General features: G+C 64.9%; 12 protein-coding genes and 2 pseudogenes. 10 read left to right on the top strand and 4 right to left on the bottom strand.

Annotated features, from left to right (window positions below; translation table 11 throughout):
- Window positions 1-234 precede the first annotated feature (234 nt).
- The 4 genes from KIH76_RS08685 to KIH76_RS08670 all read left to right on the top strand — a co-directional run bounded on the left by KIH76_RS08685 (window position 235) and on the right by KIH76_RS08670 (window position 4890).
- Complete coding sequence (locus KIH76_RS08685; protein ID WP_214372323.1) at window positions 235-2154, top strand: acetolactate synthase large subunit; 1920 nt, start codon at window positions 235-237, stop codon at window positions 2152-2154.
- Window positions 2155-2183: 29 nt separating this feature from the next.
- A complete protein-coding gene (gene ilvN, locus KIH76_RS08680) occupies window positions 2184-2738 on the top strand; it encodes an acetolactate synthase small subunit (RefSeq protein ID WP_214372324.1) in 555 nt (184 codons plus the stop codon).
- Between the two features lie 254 nt (window positions 2739-2992).
- Entirely contained in the window at window positions 2993-3556 is a 564-nt protein-coding gene (locus tag KIH76_RS08675) for an ArsR/SmtB family transcription factor (RefSeq protein WP_214372325.1), read from the top strand.
- A gap of 11 nt (window positions 3557-3567) precedes the next feature.
- The gene (locus KIH76_RS08670) at window positions 3568-4890 is read left to right on the top strand and encodes an MFS transporter (protein ID WP_219070345.1); all 1323 of its coding nucleotides are present in this window, start codon (window positions 3568-3570) and stop codon (window positions 4888-4890) included.
- Between the two features lie 137 nt (window positions 4891-5027).
- Here the strand turns inward: KIH76_RS08670 and KIH76_RS11815 are convergent.
- The 3 genes and pseudogenes from KIH76_RS11815 to KIH76_RS08660 all read right to left on the bottom strand — a co-directional run.
- Window positions 5028-5261 (bottom strand): annotated as a pseudogene (locus KIH76_RS11815) (ABC transporter C-terminal domain-containing protein); the annotation flags it as partial.
- 74 nt (window positions 5262-5335) lie between these two features.
- Window positions 5336-7274 (bottom strand): annotated as a pseudogene (locus KIH76_RS08665) (ABC-F family ATP-binding cassette domain-containing protein); the annotation flags it as partial.
- Window positions 7275-7373: 99 nt separating this feature from the next.
- Window positions 7374-8099 carry a type 1 glutamine amidotransferase gene (locus KIH76_RS08660; protein ID WP_214372328.1) on the bottom strand — a complete coding sequence of 242 codons (726 nt, stop codon included), beginning with the start codon at window positions 8097-8099 and terminating at the stop codon, window positions 7374-7376.
- 114 nt (window positions 8100-8213) lie between these two features.
- Between KIH76_RS08660 and cysS the strand changes: the two genes are divergently transcribed.
- Window positions 8214-9845, top strand: coding sequence for a cysteine--tRNA ligase (gene cysS, locus KIH76_RS08655; protein ID WP_219070343.1), 1632 nt, complete (start codon window positions 8214-8216; stop codon window positions 9843-9845).
- Window positions 9846-9999: 154 nt separating this feature from the next.
- Here cysS and KIH76_RS08650 read toward each other — a convergent pair whose 3' ends face one another.
- On the bottom strand, window positions 10000-10905 hold the full coding sequence (locus KIH76_RS08650) for a cation transporter (RefSeq protein ID WP_214372331.1): 906 nt from the start codon (window positions 10903-10905) through the stop codon (window positions 10000-10002).
- Window positions 10906-11205: 300 nt separating this feature from the next.
- Between KIH76_RS08650 and ffh the strand changes: the two genes are divergently transcribed.
- The 5 genes from ffh to rimM all read left to right on the top strand — a co-directional run bounded on the left by ffh (window position 11206) and on the right by rimM (window position 15571).
- Window positions 11206-12846 (top strand): signal recognition particle protein, encoded by a 1641-nt coding sequence (gene ffh, locus KIH76_RS08645; protein ID WP_214372333.1) that lies wholly within the window; start codon window positions 11206-11208, stop codon window positions 12844-12846.
- Between the two features lie 118 nt (window positions 12847-12964).
- Window positions 12965-14089, top strand: coding sequence for an endonuclease/exonuclease/phosphatase family protein (locus KIH76_RS08640; RefSeq protein WP_214372334.1), 1125 nt, complete (start codon window positions 12965-12967; stop codon window positions 14087-14089).
- Between the two features lie 182 nt (window positions 14090-14271).
- A complete protein-coding gene (gene rpsP / locus KIH76_RS08635; RefSeq protein WP_214372335.1) occupies window positions 14272-14718 on the top strand; it encodes a 30S ribosomal protein S16 in 447 nt (148 codons plus the stop codon).
- Between the two features lie 2 nt (window positions 14719-14720).
- Entirely contained in the window at window positions 14721-14954 is a 234-nt protein-coding gene (locus KIH76_RS08630) for an RNA-binding protein (protein ID WP_094729693.1), read from the top strand.
- Window positions 14955-14962: 8 nt separating this feature from the next.
- Entirely contained in the window at window positions 14963-15571 is a 609-nt protein-coding gene (gene rimM / locus KIH76_RS08625) for a ribosome maturation factor RimM (RefSeq protein ID WP_219070342.1), read from the top strand.
- The last annotated feature ends 43 nt before the right edge of the window (window positions 15572-15614 follow it).

Below are 15614 nucleotides of genomic sequence, written 5' to 3'. Positions count from 1 at the left end.
CTCGCATAGTGCCGTCACCCGCCACCATGCGGGCAGCGAATCGCCGTATCTCACCGCCCCGCACTAGGATGGGATGAATCAGGACTTGACAAGTAGCGCCCCGTGTGCAATGCCACAAGCGTCGTACACGGTCGCCATCGGACGCAAACGTTCGCATGATCACCGCGACCGTCCGCGCACCGAGGCACGGCCGCAACCACCAGCAAGCCGGCACACCTTAAGTTGAGAGGAATCATGGCGACACCTACGCCTCTTCAGGCATTCAGCGGCGTTCCGAAGAACGCGGACAACGATAAGCAGACCATTGTCGACGGCGAGAAGATGACCGGCGCACAGGCGCTGGTTCGTGCGCTGGAGGATCTGGGCGTCCAGGACGTGTTCGGCCTGCCCGGCGGCGCGATCCTGCCGGTCTACCATGCGATCAACGAGAACACGAAGTTCCGCTTCACGCTCGTGCGCCACGAGCAGGCCGCCGGCCACGCAGCCGAGGGCTACGCGGTGGCGACCGGACGCGTGGGCGTGTGCATCGTCACGTCCGGCCCGGGCGCGACGAACATGATCACCCCGATCGCCGACGCGAACATGGATTCGGTGCCGCTCGTGGTCATCACCGGCCAGGTCGGCGTGAACGCGATCGGCACGGACGCCTTCCAGGAGGCCGACATCGTGGGCGCGACCTATCCGGTCGTCAAGCATTCGTATCTGGTCACGCGCGCGCAGGACATCCCGCGCGTGCTCACCGAGGCGCACTACATCGCGCGTTCCGGCCGTCCGGGCCCGGTCGTGGTCGATCTGACCAAGACCGCGCAGGTCGGCGAGATGTACTATTCGTGGCCGCAGCGCATGATCCTGCCCGGTTACAATCCGGTCACTAAGGCGCACGGCCGCGTGCTGTCGGACGCGGCGAAGCTGTTCGCGCAGTCGTACCGCCCGCTGCTGTATGTCGGCGGCGGTGCGTCGCGTTCCAACGCGTCGAAGGAAGTCGCCGAACTTGCCGAAGTGACCGGCGCGCCGATCGTGACGACCCTGCCGGCGCGTGGCATCGTGCCCGACTCGAATCCGAAGAACCTCGGTATGCTCGGCATGCATGGCACCGTCGCCGCGACGGCCGCCGCACAGCGCTGCGATCTGCTGGTCGCGATCGGCGCGCGTTTCGACGACCGCGTGACCGGCAAGCTCGACGCGTTCGCGCCGGGTGCCCGTGTGATCCACATCGACATCGACCCGGCCGAGATCGGCAAGAACCGCGCGCCGGACGTGCCGATCGTGGGCGACGTGGCGACCGTGCTCAACGATCTGATCCCCGAGATCAAACGTTCACAGGCGATCGGCGGCAAGCCGAACGTCAAGCCGTGGTGGGACGAACTCAACAAGCTGCGCGAACAGTACACGATTCACTACGACGAGCCGGAAGATCAGCCGACCGACGGCACGCTGCAGCCGCAGTGGGTGGTCGAGCAGCTGTCGGCCAAGGCCGATCCGTCGACGATCTGGGTGTCGGGCGTGGGCCAGCACCAGATGTGGGCCGCGCAGCTCATCGACTTCAAGAAGCCGCATTCTTGGATCTCCTCGGGCGGTCTGGGCACGATGGGCTTCGGTCTGCCCGCCGCGATCGGCGCGTCGGTCGGTTCGGCGCGCGACTTCGCCGGCAAGAAGCCGGTGTGGCTGATCGACGGCGACGGCTCGTTCCAGATGACCAGCGAGGAGCTGGCGACCGCGTTCCTCGACCATGCGCCGGTCAAGATCGCGATTCTGAACAACTCCGTGTACGGCATGGTTCGCCAGTGGCAGACGCTGTTCTACGAGCAGCACTATTCGCAGACGAACCTGCTCGACGGCGAGGCGCACAGCGAGGCCGAAGAGGGCACGCCCGAGTTCTTCGACGTGCCGGACTTCGTGAAGCTGGCCGAGGCGTACGGCTGCGTTGGCCTGCGCGCGTTCACCGAAGAGGAGGCGCTGGCGGCGATCGACAAGGCGAACGCGATCAACGACCGCCCGGTGCTCATCGACTTCCGCGTCTGGAAGGACGCGATGGTGTGGCCGATGGTCGCGGCCGGCGCGTCGAACGACGACGTGACATACCGCCCGGGCACGCAGCCGCTGCGCCCGCATGGCGAGGCCGGTGCCGTAGAGCTCGGCGAGGCCGGTTTCTAAGGTTCGTGAAGGGTTAAGGAGAATTTTTCATGGCTAATTATCCCGCTTCCCAGCCTGGCTCCAAGCGTCACACGCTGTCCGTGCTCGTGGAGAACCGTCCGGGCGTGCTGGCGCGTATCGCCGGCCTGTTCGCCCGCCGCGCGTTCAACATCGACTCGTTGTCCGTCTCTCCCACCGAACGCCCGGATATCTCGCGCGTGACGGTGACCGCCGAGGTGGAGGATCTGCCACTCGAGCAGATCATCAAGCAGCTCAACAAGCTGCTGCATGTGTTGAAGATCGTCGATCTCGACCCGGATACGACCGTGGAGCGCGAGCTGGTGCTCATCAAGGTCGCGGCCGACGAGTCGAACCGTTCGGACGTGCTCGAGATCGTGCGTCTGTTCCGTGTGCGCGTGGTCGACGTGAACCCCGAGTCGCTCACGATCGAGGCGACCGGCGCGGAAGGCAAGATCGACGCGTTGCTGGGGCTGCTCGAGCATTACGGCATCATCGAGCTGGTGCGTTCCGGCGCGGTCGCCGTGACCCGCGGACCGCGTGCGCTGAGCGAAAAGGTCATCGGCTCGGAGATCACCGGCCGCTGACGTTCCGGCGCACGGCTGTATCCGGCCGTCCCTGCCGTCTCAGTCGTCCCCCGACATCAGGCTCCTCGTCTACGCGAGGAGCCTTTTCTGTATGCATCCGTAATGTTTCGGCCGTCGCACGGACCGATTCCGGCGTACATGACGGCACAGGATATACAAGATCCCTTGTTAATTTATACAAGATTTGTTGTACAATAATTCTTGTGAAACATGACGGACGACGGAACCGCCCGCCGATCAGCAGGGAGGTCAATATGACCGACAACCGACACAACGCCGACCTTACGCAATTGCGCGCCGTATCGCATCCGACACGCATACGTATCATGAACATCATGGCCGCGCACGGCGGCGCACTCACCGTAGGCGACATCGCCAAACGCACCGGCGAATCGGCCGGCACCATCAGCTATCATCTCAGGCAACTCGCCAAAGCCGAACTCGTCGAGCAAGTCCCCTCCTCCGACGGCGATGCTCGCAAAAGCTGCTGGCGGGCCACCACACCCAAACTCGTCGTCCATTCCGACCAGAGCACCGACCCGGCGTCCGCCGATGCGCTCGCACGATCCGTATCCGCCACCGTCAACGAGGCGCGCATGCGCTACCGCCAAGCCGAACCGTCGTTGCCCGAGCAGTGGCGGCACTCGCTCGACGGCATGGCGATTACCAGGCTGACCGTCGAGGAGGCCGAACAGATGCAGCAGGAACTGATGGCCGTCGCCAACAAGTGGGTCAACACGGTCGGCGACCGGCATACCGAAGGCGACGGGTCCGAACAGGTCATGGTCGCACTGTCTGCCTTCCGCTATCTGGACTGATTGGAGCGGTTATGAGCAACATTACAGACCGCACAACAGCATTTTCCCCAGCCGCACGCGCCACGCACACCTCGCTGTGGAGCCGACCGCAATACCGCGCATGGTTCACCGCGGACACCGCGTCCGCCGTGGGCCTTGCGATGAAAGGCTTCGCGATCTCGCTGGTCGCGTTCTCGCTCACCCATTCGCTGCCCGCAGCCGGCTGGCTGGCCACGGCGAGCGTCATCGCCGCGCAGGTCGCCGACGTGTTCGGCGGCACGCTGGTCGACCGGCACAACCGAAAGCGTCTCATCATCCTCAACGCCATATGCGGCACCGTCCTGTGGGGCGCGGTATTCGCGCTGTTGGCGGCCAAGCTGCTCACGTTCCCGGTCTTCGCCGCCACCATCGTCACGGCGTCCACGATCAACGGCCTGCTCGGCGGCGCGACGAACGCGATGCTGCGCTCGATCATCCCGACCGCCGACTATCCGAAGGCGCAGAGTCTCAATCAGGGGCGCGATTCGGTGATCGGCCTTGTCGGCTCGCCGCTCGGCGGCGTGCTGTACGCGTTCGGCGCGTGGGCGCCGTTCGCCGCCGCGTCGCTGATGTATGCGATCGCCGGCATCAGCGCCGGCATGTTGCGCGTCGACGAGCATGTGCGTGACATGATCGACCGCAACGGCGAGCGCGACGCGGCGAACGATGCGTCCGCAGTCGCACATGGTTCGTTCGTCGACGATTTCGTCGCAGGCTGGCGCTGGACGTTGCGGCGGCGCACGCTGATGGCGATATGTGTGATCGCCGCGCTGTTGAATTTCGGTATCAACGGCATCTTCGCCGCGGTGCAGCTGCAGTTGGTCGGTTCCGGAGTGGATTCGGTGCGCATCGGATTTGTGGAAACGGCGGTCGGCGCGGGACTGTTGGTCGGCGCGGTGATCGCGTCCCGCGTATGCGACCGGATGGCGGTCGGCGCCGGCTTGGTGGTCATGTCGCTGGTCGCGTTGGCGACGATGGCCCCGATGCTCGTCAGTCACGCGTATCCGGTGATTCTCGTGTCGTCGCTGCTGTGCGGCCTGCCGATTCCGACGCTCAACTCGCTGGTCCTGGGATTCGTGTTCGCCAAGGTGCCGACCGACATGCAGGGGCGCGTCGACTCGTTCACCAATCTGCTGGGCATGCTGCCGACGATGTTCTGTTCGGCGATCGCCGGATCGCTGCTGCCGACGATCGGTTTCCGCGCAACCGTCGCACTGTTCCTGCTCGCGTTGGCCGCTAACGTGGCGATCGTGCTGACCGTGCCGACCGTACGCACGATCCCCGCCGCCGCCCACTGGGACGAAGCCGAACTGTAACGGTGCGAGCGGTCGCGGCATGATTGATGCGTGCTCAGGAACGCCGGCAATCCGCCATCGTCCGAGACACATCGCGCGTGTCGCGCGCACCCAGCCGGTATGTCGCTCCGACTATTCGCGACGTTCGACCATCCCCGCTACTCGAGCTGTTCGGACAGTTCCATCCATTCGGCGGTCAGCTCGTCGGATTCGTCGGCGACGGCCTTGAGCTGTTCGTTGAGCTTGTTGAGGCCCTCGTAGTCGCTCGGGTCGTGCGCGGCCATCTGCGATTCGAGATCGCTTTTAAGCTCCTCGAGTTTGGCGAGCTTGCGGTCGATGGCGGCGACACGCTTGCTCGCATCGTGGAACGCCTTGCCGGTCAGCTTGGGCGAGGTCGACTCCTCGTCGGAGTCGCCGGCGGCATCCTGCGCGGACGCAACGTCAGCGGCATCGGACGCAGCAGCGGAAGTCGCGGAGCCGCTCTTGCCCTTCTTCTTGCCGTACGCCGGTTCGAGCGACGGCAGCGGCTTGCCGTTCTTGATGTCCTCGACCATGTCGAGATAATCCTGCACACCGCCGGGCAGATGCCGCACCTTGCCGCCGATGAGCGCGAACTGCTCGTCGGTGACGCGTTCGAGCAGATACCGGTCGTGCGAAACGACGATGAGCGTGCCGGGCCAGGTGTCGAGCAGATCCTCCATCACGGCGAGCATGTCGGTGTCGAGGTCGTTGCCGGGCTCGTCCATGATGAGCACGTTCGGCTCGTTGAGCAGGATGAGCAGCAGCTGCATGCGACGCTTCTGGCCGCCTGACAGGTCGCGGATCGGCGTCATAAGCTGCGCGGACTCGAAACCGAGCCGTTCCATGAGCTGGCCGGGCGTGACCTCCTTGCCGTCGACGATGTAGCTCGGCTTGTAGCGGCTGAGCACTTCCTTGATCTTGTATTTGCCGAGTTTCTCGAGTTCGTCGAGGCGTTGCGAGAGCACCGCGAACTTCACGGTTTTGCCGATGTTCACGTGGCCGGCGGTCGGGGTGAGCGTGCCGTCGAGCAGACGCAGCAGCGTGGATTTGCCGGCGCCGTTCGCGCCGACGATGCCGAACCGGTCGCCGGGACCGATCAGCCACGTCACGTCGTCGAGGATCTTGCGCCCGGTGACGGTGATCTTGCGGGCGGCCGATGTGGCGTCCATATCGTCGGCACCGGTCACGGCAGCCGTGTCGACGCCGATCGTCTCGCCGCCGGTCAGCCGGCGTCTGGTCTCGCGTTCCTCGTCGGTCATCGCCTCTTCGGCCGCGCGGGCCGCCGCGGCAGCCTCGACGGCCTCGGGCACGCCGGCGTCCACGAGTCGAGGATCATTCATATCGGTCACGGCCACTTCGAGCGAACCGTGCACCTGCGGCTCGGCGTACATCGGCCGCACCACATCCACGCGCGACGCGGAATCGGCCATCGCCACCACATCCGGGTCGACGGCCTCGGCAATCGAACGCTCCGCGCTGCCCTGCGTATGTTCGAAGATCTGCGTCACATCGATCAGGTCGACGACTTGCTTGCCAAGACGCGAGGTCGCCATCTGCTTCAATTCGAGCGTGTTGCGCACCGGCGGCACGTCGGCGATGAGCTCGCGCGCGGCCTTGACATGGAACTTCTGCTTGGTCGAGCGGGCACGCGCGCCGCGGGTCAGCCACGCCAGCTCCTTGCGGGCGAGGTTGCGGCGCTTCGTTTCGCGCACGTCGGCCTGACGGTCGCGTTCGACGCGCTGGAGCATGTATGCGGAGTAGCCGCCTTCGAACGGCTCGATCAGGCCGTCGTGGACCTCCCACATCGATTCGCACACCTCGTCGAGGAACCAGCGGTCATGGGTGACGAGCAGCAGCGCGCCCTCACCGCGCGACCAACGGTTCTTCAGATGTTCGGCGAGCCAGTGGATCGTCACCACGTCCAGGTGGTTGGTCGGCTCGTCCAGCGCGAGAATGTCCCAGTCATGCAGCAGCAGACGGGCCAGATCGGCGCGGCGACGCTGGCCGCCCGACAGCGCCCCGATCTTCGCGTCCAGGCTCATGCCGCCGAGCAGCGCCTCGACGATCTCGCGCGAACGCGTCTCGGCCGCCCATTCGTAGTCCGCGCGCCCCTCCAGCGCGGCTTCGCGAATCGTGGCGTTGTCGTCGAGCGGATCGCGCTGGTCGAGCATGCCGAACGTCAACCCGTTACGCTTGGTGACGCGGCCCGAATCCGGCTCCTGCGTGCCGCGGAACAGATGCAGCAGCGTGGACTTGCCGTCGCCGTTGCGGCCGACGATGCCGATACGGTCGCCTTCGAACACGCCCTGCGTCACATCGGTGAAGATGGTTTTGGTGGCGAAGGCGAGCGAAACGTGTTCCAATCCAATATCGTAAGTCGGCATAACCCACTAACTTAGCGGCACCACCGGGCATTGCCCGCCGCGTTCGCCGACCGGCAGATACGATCGTTCAGTCACGGCCACCCGGTCGCAGCCGTCTGCTCAGCCCAACGACTGCGCGTACGTGTTGCAGCGCGCGGCGAATCCAGAGAACACCTGCTCGGCGAGCGGCAGGATCTGCGGATCATACTGCGCGAAATCCTCGCGCAGCTGCGACTTGGAGCCGCCCGCGGCCTTGAGATCCTTGACCATCGACGGCTCGTCCAACCATTCCTCCAAGAGCGGCGCGCTGACCTCGAGGTGGAACTGCAGGCCGAGCGCCGAAGCGAAGCGGAACGCCTGCACCTTGGTGGTGGCCGAGCGCGCGAGCAGCTGGCCGTCGGCCGGCAGCCCGACCACGTCGTTGTGCCAGTGCAGCACGTTGATCTGCTTGTCCCACATGGAGAAGTAGTCGTTCTTGTCGACGCGCTTGAGCGGCCCGAATCCGATCTCAGGAGCCTCGCCACGGCTCAGTTTCGCACCGAGTGCGGTGGCGATGATCTGGTGGCCGAGGCATACGCCGAGCACCGGCTTGCCCACGCTCACCGCGGCCTTGGCGAGCTTCGCCTCGACCTTGAGCCCCGGGTATTCGTCATAGTCCTGCGCGCCCATCGGCCCGCCCATGATCACCACGCCGGCGATCTCGTCGAAATCGGGCAAGTCAGGCTTCTTTTTCTTCGCGATGTTCAGCGTCTCGCTGCCCATACCAAGCTCTTCAAGGTACGTCAGGATGCGCCCCGGCTTCTCCCACGGGACGTGCTGCAGAATCAACACTTGCGGTTGCGTCATGTTTCCTATTGTGACATCACCCACGTAAACAGACGTTCACGTTTTGCACACAACCGTCATCAATGCGGCAAAAACACTTGTGCGATGTCGGCCAACACGAATACGCTCGGCAGTATGACAGAAGCTCAAGAACCGCATGATTCCAACATTTCCGGAACCTCGGCCGTCGCCAAGGCCGCTGCCGGACTCAAGTTGTACGACACCGCGACGCACGCCGTGTCACATTTCGAACCGATCAAGCCCGGTCAGGTGGGCATCTACGTGTGCGGCGCGACCGTGCAGTCGTCGCCGCACATCGGCCATATCCGCGCGGCTGTCGCGTTCGACGTGATCCGTCGCTGGTTCCTCAAGCTCGGCTACCAGGTCACGTTCGTGCGCAACGTGACCGACATCGACGACAAGATCCTCGACAAGGCCGCGGCGGCCGGCCAGCAGTGGTGGGCGCGCGCGTACCACTACGAGCGCGAGTTCACGCAGGCGTACGATACGCTCGGCGTGCTGCCGCCGACCTACGAGCCGCGCGCGACCGGACACATGCTCGACATGATCGATCTGATTCAGAAGATCATCGACAACGGGCACGCGTACGTGGTGCGTGACGAGGACGGCAAACCGACCGGCAACGTGTATTTCGACGTGGCGAGCTGGCCGCACTACGGCGAGCTGACCCACCAGAAGCAGGGCACGGCGGAAGCCGACGAGGCGGCCGCGGTGGCCGATCGCATGGGTCCGAGCGTGGACGCGGCCGGCAACGACAAGTACAATCCGGTCGATCCAGCCGACATGTCTCCCGACAAGCATGATCCGCGTGATTTCGCGCTGTGGAAGGCCCCCAAGGACACCGACCCGATGGATGCGCGCTGGAACACGCCGTTCGGCGCGGGCCGCCCGGGCTGGCATATCGAGTGCTCGGCCATGAGCCACCGCTACCTCGACGGCATGTTCGACATCCACGGCGGCGGCCTTGACCTGCGTTTCCCACACCACGAGAACGAGATGGCGCAGACGCGCGCGGCCGGCTACGATTCGGCGGCGCACTGGATGCATTCGGCGTGGGTGACCGCCAAGGGCGAGAAGATGTCGAAGTCGCTGGGCACGGGCCTGTCGGTACCGAGCGTACTGGCCGAGCATTCCGCGTGGGTGGTGCGGTACGCGCTCGGTTCGGTGCAGTACCGGTCGATGCTCGAATGGTCGGACCAGGCGCTGGTCGAGGCGCAGGCCGCGTACGACCGCGTATCGAACTTCATCGAGCGTGCGGGCGTGGCGCTGGGCGAGCAGCCGGGCCGCGAGGAGATCACGGCGGTGAGCGCGGATGCGCTGCCGGCCGACTTCACGTCCGCACTGAACGAGGATTTCAACGTGTCGGGCGCGACGGCGGCGATCTTCACCGCGATCCGCAACGGCAATACGCTGCTTTCGCAACTTGCGGACCGCGCGGATTCCGAGGCGGCGCGCGCCGAGGTGCGCAAGGCGCTGGTGGCCGTGCGCGCGATGCTCGACACGCTGGGCTTGGATCCGCTGGCCGAGCCGTGGATCGGCGGCGGCGCTGCGGCGGGCGCGGCCGGCGAGGGCGAGAACCGCGAGCACGAGGTGCTGGACGCGCTGATCGCCGAGCAGCTCGAGGCCCGCGCCGAAGCCCGCAAGGCGCGCGACTTCGCCAAGGCCGACGCGATCCGCGACGCGCTGAACGCCGCCGGCATCGCCATCGAGGACGGCCCGCAGGGCAGCACCTGGAGCCTCAAGTAAGCAACCTCTCTCTCGATCCCCCTTGTCAGGGGAGTTGTCATGCACGGCATGACTAAGGGGCAGCCAAAAGCCTCGGACTGTTCCGTTGCTTCCACGCTCCCCCAGTCAGCTTCGCTGACAGCCCCCTCAAACGAGGGGGCCAAGGATAGGTTTGTCAGTCGAACACGAAATCGACGTCGACGATATGCAGCCGCCGGGTCAGCTCCGCCTCCAGCGAACGCTTGCACTCGACCAGATCGGCCACGTCGATCGTCTCGCCGGTGCCGGAAAGATACACGTCGACCGTGTAGTTCATGCCGGTCTTGAAGATCAGCGTCTGCTCGTATTCGGTGTTCGCCGGCAGGTGGCGCTGCGCGGTGGTCTCCACGAACGCGTTCGTCTCGTCGTCGTCATGCACGCCGCCGACCAGTTCGATGAACGCATCGCGCAGCACGCCGAACGGCTCCTTGATCGTGCAGGCCACAAGCGCGACGGTGATGAAGAAGTCGCCGGTGAAGTGCAGGAAGTCGAACGGGCCGCTGGTCGGCAGGAACATGAGCACGACGGCGACCACGCCGATGCCGAACGACATCGCGCCGTCGACCAGCGTGCTCTTGCATTCGGCGGTGAGCATGGTGCTCGAATTGCGGATGGCACGGTTTTCGCGCCGGTAGTAGACGTACAGGCCGAAGCAGACGAGCACGGTAACGATCTCGTAGATGACGACCGGGCCGGTTTCGATGCGTTCGCCCTGGCCGAGCACGAAGTAGTCGTAAGCGACGCGCGAGACGTCGACGAGTGAGAACAGCAACAGCGAGAGCGTGAAGATGGCCTTGCAGATCGCGTAAATCGGCTCGAGCGCGAACAGGCCATTGGGGAACCGTTCGGTGGTGCGCACGGTGCGCGAGGACAGGTAGACCGCGACAAGGCCAGACAGCACAGAGATCGCGGTGAAGGAGAAATCGAGGAACATGGCCTTGAGGCCGGTCATGAAGAACACGGCCATACCGGCCGCGACTTGCAGCACGTTGACGACGATGCCAACGATCAGGGCTTTACGTTCTATTCTTTTTTGGGGCATAGGGCGGGCCTTCCATATTGCACGGCATGTCTGCGTTGACCCGTTACTTCACTGGCCGGTTCGGAACGTCGCGGTTCCGGGACGGCTCGATTTGCGAGGGCGCACGGCAGTCTGCGTATAGGTGGTGTCCGTCGGCATTTCAAAACAGCGTGTGCATCAAAAAACCACGGATTATTTGCCCTTCTAGGATACTGGGAGGGCGCGATTCAGCGTTGCGTTCTGGGCTGAATCGTCCGGATGACGGATGGCCGGCGGACGGCCTCCCCGTTTTCCCCCGCCACGGCTAGACTGGTGCGCATTATGGCAGCATTTAGTTCTTTGACAGACCGTCTCTCGAATGCGTTCAAGCATTTGAAGAGCAAGGGCAAGCTTTCCGAGGCCGATATCGACGGCACGATCCGTGAGATCCGCCGCGCACTGCTCGACGCCGACGTGGCGCTCGACGTGGTGCGTTCCTTCACCGCCAGAGTCCGCGAACGTGCGCTGGGCACCGAAGTCTCCGACGCGCTCAATCCGGCGCAGCAGGTGGTCAAGATCGTCAATGACGAGCTGACCGACATCCTCGGCGCGGGCGTCGACCGTCCGCTCAACTTCGCGAAGAACCCGCCGACGATCATCATGCTCGCCGGTCTGCAGGGCGCCGGCAAGACCACGCTGGCCGGCAAGCTCGGCTACTGGCTCAAGGACGCCGGCCACACGCCGCTGCTGGTCGCGGCCGATCTGCAGCGTCCGAACGCGGTGACGCAGCTGCAGGTGGTGGGCGAGCGCGCCGGCGTGCCGGTGTACGCGCCGGAGAAGGGCGTGCAGTCCGACGGCGGCGACGCGGTGTCGGCCCCGGGACTGACGAGCGGCGACCCGGTGAAGGTCGCGCGCGATTCGATCGAGTTCGCCAAGCAGAAGCTGTACGACACGGTGATCATCGATACCGCCGGCCGTCTCGGCGTGGACGAGGAGCTGATGAAGCAGGCGCGCGATATCCGCGACGCCGTGCAGCCGAATGAGATCCTGTTCGTGATCGACGCGATGATCGGTCAGGATGCGGTCAAGACCGCGAAGGCGTTCGACGAGGGCGTGGACTTCACCGGCGTGGTGCTCTCCAAGCTCGATGGCGATGCGCGTGGCGGCGCAGCGCTGTCGGTCGCGAGCGTGACCGGCAAGCCGATCCTGTTCGCCTCGAACGGCGAGGGCCTCAAGGACTTCGAGGTCTTCCACCCGGACCGTATGGCGTCGCGCATCCTCGACATGGGCGACATCCTCACGCTGATCGAGCAGGCGCAGAAGCAGTTCGACGAGGACAAGGCGCGCGAGGCCGCGGCCAAGATGGCCGAGGGCGAGTTCGGTCTGGACGACTTCCTCGAGCAGCTGCAGCAGGTGCGCAAGCTCGGTTCGATGAAGTCGCTGCTCGGCATGATCCCGGGCATGGCCGCGCATCGCAAGGAGCTGGAGCAGTTCGACGAGCGTGAGATCGACCGCACGGAGGCGATCATCCGTTCGATGACGCCGGCCGAACGTCGCAATCCGAAGATCATCGACGGCTCGCGCCGCGCCCGTATCGCGTACGGCTCGGGCAATACGGTGTCTGCCGTCAATGCGCTGCTGCAGCGCTTCGAACAGGCCGCGAAGATGATGAAGCGCATGTCGAGCAAGGCCGGCATGGGTGGCATTCCGGGCTTCGGCGGCCCCGCGATGGGCGGTGGCAAGAAGAACGCGAAGAAGGGCAAGAAGAAGGGTTCCAAGTCCGGCAACCCGATGAAGCGTGAGGCCGAGGAGAAGGCGTTGCGCGACAAGCTCGCCGGCAAGTCCAGCGGCTCGTCGTCCGGTTCCGCGTTTGCCAAGAAACCGCAGAATCCGGCGCTTCCGGCCGGTCTGCAGAATGCGCTGGGCGGCAACGGCGAACTGCCGCCGAACCTCGGTGGCGGCCTGTCCGGTCTGCTCGGCTGAGTGCAATCCGGCTGAAACAGCGATACGGCGGCTGCGATTGGCCGTCTATATCCGTTGTGAACTGAGCCCTCGCTTTGACACAGAGCGAGGGCTTATCAGTAATGAAGGAGACGTTGTCATGTTCTGGTTCCTGTGGATCGTGGTGCTGATCTGCGCGGTCTGGGTCGCTCTGTCCGCACTGCCGGCCGGCATGGATGCCCACATGCCGTTGCCGTATCTGATCGCCCTGGTGCCCCTGCTGTGGGTGCCGACGCTTCTGGTGGCCGTCGCGGCCGACGTCATGGGAGAATGGGGGCTGCTGTGCGGCGCGATCGCGGTCGGTCTCGCCTCGCAGCTGCACCAGACCGGATACTGGGCGAACTATTCGACGAAGATGTTCGATGCCCCCGCCCGTCTGACGGCATCCCCCGTCCCGGCCAGGAAACCCGCCCATCGTCAGCCGACCACCGACGAGCTGCTCGCCGAGATCCGCAAGGCGCGCCAGGAGACGGAGATCAATGCCAGCGAGACCGCCGACGACGTCCTCGACCAGCGGACCTCGGCCGCGGCAACCATCAACGTCATGACGCTCAACTGCCGGTATGGCCGCGCCGACGCGAAGTCCATCGTCGCGATGGTCCTCAGCCGCAACATCACCGTGCTCGCGTTGCAGGAACTCACCGACGATCTCGTGCGCGACCTCAACGCCAACGGCCTCGACCTGCTGCTGCCCTACCATCAGCTCGGCGAGAGCAAGGAGACCGACAACGGCGGCTTCAACGGCGTGTGGATTCGCGTCGACCCGAAGGACGCGCAACGTTCCGCGATCGAGATCCCGGCGGCCGACGTGCCGTCGATCACGATTCCGGTCGATTCGATGCGCGACATCACGTTCGTCTCCGCGCATCCGAAGTCGCCGATGCGCGGCTGCCGCGAATGGTCGGCCGGCATCATCGGACTCGGCAAACTCGCACGCAACGACGGCGCAGCCCATCCCGACCGCGACATCGCCGTCATCCTCGGCGACCTCAACTCAGGCACGCAGCATCCGAGCTTCCGCGCGCTGCTCAGGTCCGGCTTCACCGACGCGAACCTCGCCGTCGCGCAGGGACCGCAGTACACGTTCCCGCGCTGGACCGCTTGGCCGCGGCTCATCCTCGACCATGTGCTCGCCTCGAAGGGCGCGTCGTTCACCGACGTGCAGTCCACGGTCATCGAAGGCACCGACCATCTCGCGCTGACGGCCACGCTCACCATCAAGTAGCGAACCAGACCGCTCGCCCGCCCCAGCGTGTCGCGCTATCCACCCCCATGCGCTATAATGGCCCGGTTATTCGCGACCGGCGGTGCCCTCTATCCCGCTTGCCGTGAGGAACATGTGGGCTCGGCGAGCTGCGCCCCACAATGCAAACCGAAACCACGACTCTAGTTACAAGGAGAGCCATTTTGGCAACCAAGATTCGTCTGAAGCGCATGGGTAAGAAGTTCTACGCGTTCTACCGCGTGGTCATCATGGATTCGCGCACCAAGCGCGACGGCCGTGCCATCGAGGAGATCGGTACCTACAACCCGAACACCCAGCCTTCGACCATCGAGATCAATTCCGAGCGCGCCCAGTACTGGCTCGGCGTCGGCGCCCAGCCGACCGAGCAGGTGCTGAACCTCCTCAAGATCACCGGTGACTGGCAGAAGTTCAAGGGCCTTGACGGTGCCGAAGGCACCCTGAAGACCGTTGCCGCCGGCCCGGATGCCGCCGCCCGCGTCGAGGCCGTCGAGAACGAGGCCCAGAAGCTCAAGGCCGCCAAGTCCGAAGCCGACGCGAAGGCCAAGGCCGAGGCCGAAGCCGCCGCTGCCGCCGAGGAAGCCCCGGCCGAGGAAGCGCAGGCTGAGTGATCATGCTCGCGCAGGCTGTGGAACACCTCATCAAGAACATCGTTGATTTTCCGGACGATGTTTCGGTCAAGTCCCACGAGAATCCGCGCGGCGAACTGCTTCGCGTGCGCGTGAATCCCGAGGACATCGGCCGCGTGATCGGCCGTAACGGCCGCACGGCGAACGCGATCCGCACCGTGATCCAGGCTCTGTCCGATCACAAGGTGCGCGTCGACATCATGGACGTGCGCAGGTGAACCCCAACGTGGTGCGAGAATCATTCTCAGACGACCCTCAGCAGCTCGAACTGCTGAGGGTCTGTCGTATCGGCCGCGCTCAGGGGCTCAAGGGCGAAGTCAACGTCTACAGCTTCACGGACGAACCGGAATACCGGTTCGCTGCAGGTTCCGTGCTGTACTCGCGCGACGGCGAGAAAGAGTACATCGTGGAACGTTCCCGCTCGTTCAAGAGCCGTTGGATCATCAAGCTCGAGGGCGTCGAATCGCGTGAGGATGCGGAGGTGCTCAACGGCACCGAGCTGTTCGGCGAGGCCGACGACCCGGACGACATGCTGGAGGAGGACGCCTGGTATCCGAAGGACCTGATCGGACTGGAGGTCCGGCTGGCCGAGGATAACGGCCTCGGACTGCCGGCCGGTCAGGTGGTCGGCAAGGTCGTGGACGTGCTCGACGGCTTCCAGTCGCTGCTCAAGGTGCGGCTCGCGAATCCGGTGCGTGATCCCGAAACCGGCGAGGTGACCGAGAACTCGGCGCTCGTGCCGTTCGTGGACGAGCTGGTGCCCGACATCGATCTGAACGAGCAGTATCTGACGATCGATCCTCCCGGCGGGCTGATTCCCGGTCTGGAATCCTGACCATACTCTCTCGCCGGCACGACTACTATCGTCTTCCATAACG

The organism is Bifidobacterium simiiventris, assembly GCF_019331715.1.
Classification (GTDB): Bacteria; Actinomycetota; Actinomycetes; order Actinomycetales; family Bifidobacteriaceae; genus Bifidobacterium; species Bifidobacterium simiiventris.
The sequence above is the reverse complement of the archived record's forward strand: the minus strand, read 5'-3'. Positions and strand labels throughout refer to the sequence as shown.